The 3,691-nt window shown below is 46.1% G+C and carries 3 protein-coding genes, 1 tRNA gene and 1 pseudogene; 2 read left to right on the forward strand and 3 right to left on the reverse strand.

All coding sequences use genetic code 11. From position 1 onward, the window contains the following. The coding region (locus tag AC1DUA_RS28530) for a hypothetical protein (RefSeq protein ID WP_477502972.1) at positions 1-326 on the forward strand (326 nt) is incomplete at its 5' end. On the opposite strand, the gene AC1DUA_RS28535 is transcribed toward AC1DUA_RS28530, so the two are convergent. The 3 genes from AC1DUA_RS28535 to AC1DUA_RS28545 form a co-directional block, all read right to left on the reverse strand. Further along, complete coding sequence (locus AC1DUA_RS28535) at positions 309-815, reverse strand: PD-(D/E)XK motif protein (protein ID WP_477502974.1); 507 nt, start codon at positions 813-815, stop codon at positions 309-311. The two genes, AC1DUA_RS28530 and AC1DUA_RS28535, sit on opposite strands and share 18 nt — an antisense overlap. Positions 816-1,375: 560 nt before the next feature. Then, positions 1,376-1,452: transfer RNA gene (locus AC1DUA_RS28540), tRNA-Met, on the reverse strand. Positions 1,453-1,644: 192 nt separating this feature from the next. Next, on the reverse strand, positions 1,645-3,276 hold the full coding sequence (locus AC1DUA_RS28545) for an alpha/beta hydrolase family protein (RefSeq protein WP_477502973.1): 1,632 nt from the start codon (positions 3,274-3,276) through the stop codon (positions 1,645-1,647). Positions 3,277-3,381: 105 nt separating this feature from the next. On the opposite strand from AC1DUA_RS28545, the pseudogene AC1DUA_RS28550 reads away from it, so the two are divergent. Then, positions 3,382-3,628 (forward strand): annotated as a pseudogene (locus AC1DUA_RS28550) (IS66 family transposase); the annotation flags it as partial. Positions 3,629-3,691: the final 63 nt, after the last annotated feature.

A 3,691-nucleotide genomic window follows, 5' to 3' on the forward strand; every position in this document is an offset into this window, starting at 1 on the left:
CAGTTAATCCATTAGGAAGAAAAGAAATTAAGCAAATTAAAAAAGCAATTACTCATACCAGACCAATGAAATTTGAATTAACAATGATAAGTGACCACGATGAGTCAATTTGGGATAAATGGAAGAGTTGGAAGTTCGAAAAACAACTAAGAATTCATGCAGATAGTCATTTGGCCATTTTAAATGCATCTACACTCGGGCTTGAATTGCTTATGCATCAGTGTGCTTATTTGGCTGTATCTCATATCGGCCACTCTCATTTTAACTGGAATTCAACTACTGACTCGATTGAACTAATTATTCGTAATTTAGCTCGCAATGATTAAACTAACGGGAGAAGAGTTGAATCGCAAATAACTTGAATATGTTGAGGTCTGATAAACAGATAGTCCATTTTCTGAAAATGTTAAAGCATAAGACATTAATAGCAAGGGTTCTTTTTCACTATGGAGTTGTTGAAGTGAAGAAATATGTACGATCTCATCCTTGGATGTTCGATGAGATTTCACTTCTATTACAGCTTTATCCATTAAAAAGTCTTGCTTATCAAATTCAGGACCAACCCAGGAAACTACCGCTTGTTTAATACCCACTTTAGCTGCAACAATTTCCTTTAAACATAACAACTCCGAAAATAAACCCATCTGTTTCTCAATTGTAAACGTTTGATTGGCATCCTGCTTTAACAATTGTTGCCATCGTCTCAACCGAATTTCTACGGCACTAATCATTTTGTCACTTGTATCGCAGTTCCTGAATGGCGGTAGGTGCAGAACAATTTTTCCATACATTCTACTCCGTGAAGAAACATACATTCTACTCCGTGTAAATGAGATATTGATTCGATTTCTTTTTCTCACTTACTTTTCCAGCTCTATACACTTCCCCATCTTCTGGCTTCCTCAACCTTTTGGACTCTTTCATTACGCCGATTTACTCTATCGTGATATGCTTTTTGCTCCGCGGGACTCATAGTCTTTAGCTTTTGAATTACCTCACTGATATCTTTATCGTACCCACCATTAAGCTCCTTCTGCTTGAGATTGGATCCCCATTCCACGCCTTGACAGCCGATTTTGCTTCCGTGGAACAATGATAAAAAAACGGCTCTGTTCGCATCAAAAGCGAAAGAGCCGTTCTTCGTTTTTCTCCGGATTTCTCGAAATAGATAGGCAAGCCACTAAAAAAGAGGGCTAGACATGTTCATAAAATAGAGATTTTTATACATATGTCATCAATACTTAGTGATCGAATCTATCAACCAATGATGCAGGATCATGGGGTAATCCCAGCGTAGCTGACACCACCCGCAAACGCATGGATTAAATTGGGAATTTATTAATAACCTCGTTATACTCATTTTGAGCATCCCCATTGGTTGCGGGGGCAGGATTTGATCCTGCGGCCTTCGGGTTATGAGCCCGACGAGCTACCGGGCTGCTCCACCCCGCGGGAATATAAAAATAGTGAACGCTGACGGGATCGAACCGCCGACCCTTACCCTGTTAAGGCAATGCTCTCCCAGCCGTTAAGAGGAATACAGCATTTACTACTGTTCTAGCTTCTCCAACCTCAATACAAAGGTCGTTACCATTTTGTTCAGACAGGTAACCACCTTTTTGTTTTGCTCCATATTCATGTTGCTCAACTAACGATTCCCAGGGTCGTGTGGAGCCAGTCGAAGATGGTCTGATGAAGCAGACGCATTGCTCCCATATGGCAGTGCTCCCCTGCACCATCAGCGTGCCGCATCACGACATGCTTGTGCGGAGCTTTTAGCTCGGACGCAAGCTTGCTTGCCTGGCCCTTGAACACAAGGTCGTTCTCTCCCTCAAGAATTAGGGCGGGGGACTTGATCTTGTGCATGTCTTCGGTGGTGAGGGCAAACTGCCCGCTCTTACGGATGTATTCCGGTTCGTTCGAAGTGCCAAACACCCACACACCATTTTGCAGCGCCCAGCGGGCGTAGGTGTCGTGTTTCTTGATCCATTCGAGTACGGGTATCGCCTGCTCATCGCGTCCGGCTTTGATCCACTCAACGAGGAATTCCGGAAGCGGAGGATACGTCGCGAAAAAGCTCGTCATACCATCATCGAGCACGATGGCTGCCGGACGATGATCAAAGGCCGCTGTCCGAGCACACAGATATCCGCCCATGCTATACCCAAATAGTACCATTTTGGACTTGTCGACCTCAGGACGTGTCTCAGCGTAATCCATGACAGGACCGAGCACTGCTTCCCAGTCCGGACGGAAGGGAACTCTCTTCTCGCGGATCATGCGTCCCGTACCGGGACCGTCATATAGGATCACGTTGAAACCGCGCCGCAATGCGGCTGCGCCAATGACGAAGTAGCCTTCCTCTGTCGTCGAGTCAAATCCATTCGTATAAATGAGAGTCGGCCGGGGTTTACCGCTGTCGTCCACGAGGAGCAGGTATCCGGGGAGCTTATCTTTGCCGTAAGGGATGGAGATCTCCTTGAAGGGGCCATCCAACAGTTTGCCCGCCTTCACAAACGCCTCGCGAGAAAGACCGAACAGCTCGGGAACGTGCGGATCGTTTAAGGGATCCTTGCGACGGTAAAATTCAGCGCTGCGATAGTAGGCCGAAGCGCGCAAGAACGCCTCCCGTGCGCTGATCTTGTCTCCATGATCGAAGGAATATTTGCCGCGTTCATAAATACGGTCTGCGGTAGCTTTCCACTCCCTCATCCATGCTTCTTCATCACCCTCCGGGATTGCAGCAGCGGTCAAGAGCACTTCGTTGAGATCGGCGCCATTGTCAACCGCGAATCCAACTGCACGCAGCGTTTCGAAATTAAATGATTTATCTTTGAAAAAGAAATCCGTGACAGAAACTCTTTTTTGACTTGTTGTTGAAGGAGGCAGTTGTGTATCAATTTCCTTTTTGGCGGATGGTGCATACGTCGGTCCACTATATGTGGTTGGGGCTTTATACGCTGGAGATACTGCAGATGGTGCATACATCGGAGCATTTACTGGGACTGTATACGCTGGAGTTACTGCGGATGGTGCATACATCGGAGCATTTACTGGGGCTGTATACGCTGGAGTTACTGCGGATGGTGCATACATCGGAGCATTTACTGAGGCTCTATATGCTGGAGATACTACGGATGGTGCATACATCGGGGCATTTACTGGGGCTGTATATGCTGGGGATACTGCGGATGGTGTATACATTTGAAATGTTGGTTCCATAAAAGTAACTGGGTATTCATAACACCAACAGTGCTTTAAATATTGTTCGTACATGTTCTCCTCCTACTTTCCAAATAATTTTCTCAGGTAACTCATTAAAGAATAGGTTAATATCATGCACAGTCTACAATATGGGAATTAGGATAGAAAGGTGTTAATTGCTTGAATCAGTGGGACAAGTTAACGGCCTTCTTGAAGGATGGGCGGCTAGAGATCGACAACAACCGTAGTGAGCGATCGATCCTGATCGAAACAGTGAAGGAGAACGGGCTACATCCGTTCCGGTACCTCATGTACCTGTTCGAGCAGTTGCCCCAACTTCCCGACCCGACCTCCAAGCACCGCAGCGCTGGAGCCATACATGCCGTGCTCTTCTTCCCTGCCTGATGCCTTTCGCACGTCTTAATCTTCATTTATCATACACAGGCTTCCATCTGACTACTAGGTGGGATCTATTTGACGTTCACTC

Source organism: Paenibacillus sp. 01T422 (genome assembly GCF_056398785.1).

Coding starts and splice junctions, on each gene's coding strand:
- AC1DUA_RS28535 (WP_477502974.1), bottom strand. CDS start 815: ATGTATGTTTCTTCACGGAGTAGAATGTATGGAAAAATTGTTCTGCAC.
- AC1DUA_RS28545 (WP_477502973.1), bottom strand. CDS start 3,276: ATGTACGAACAATATTTAAAGCACTGTTGGTGTTATGAATACCCAGTT.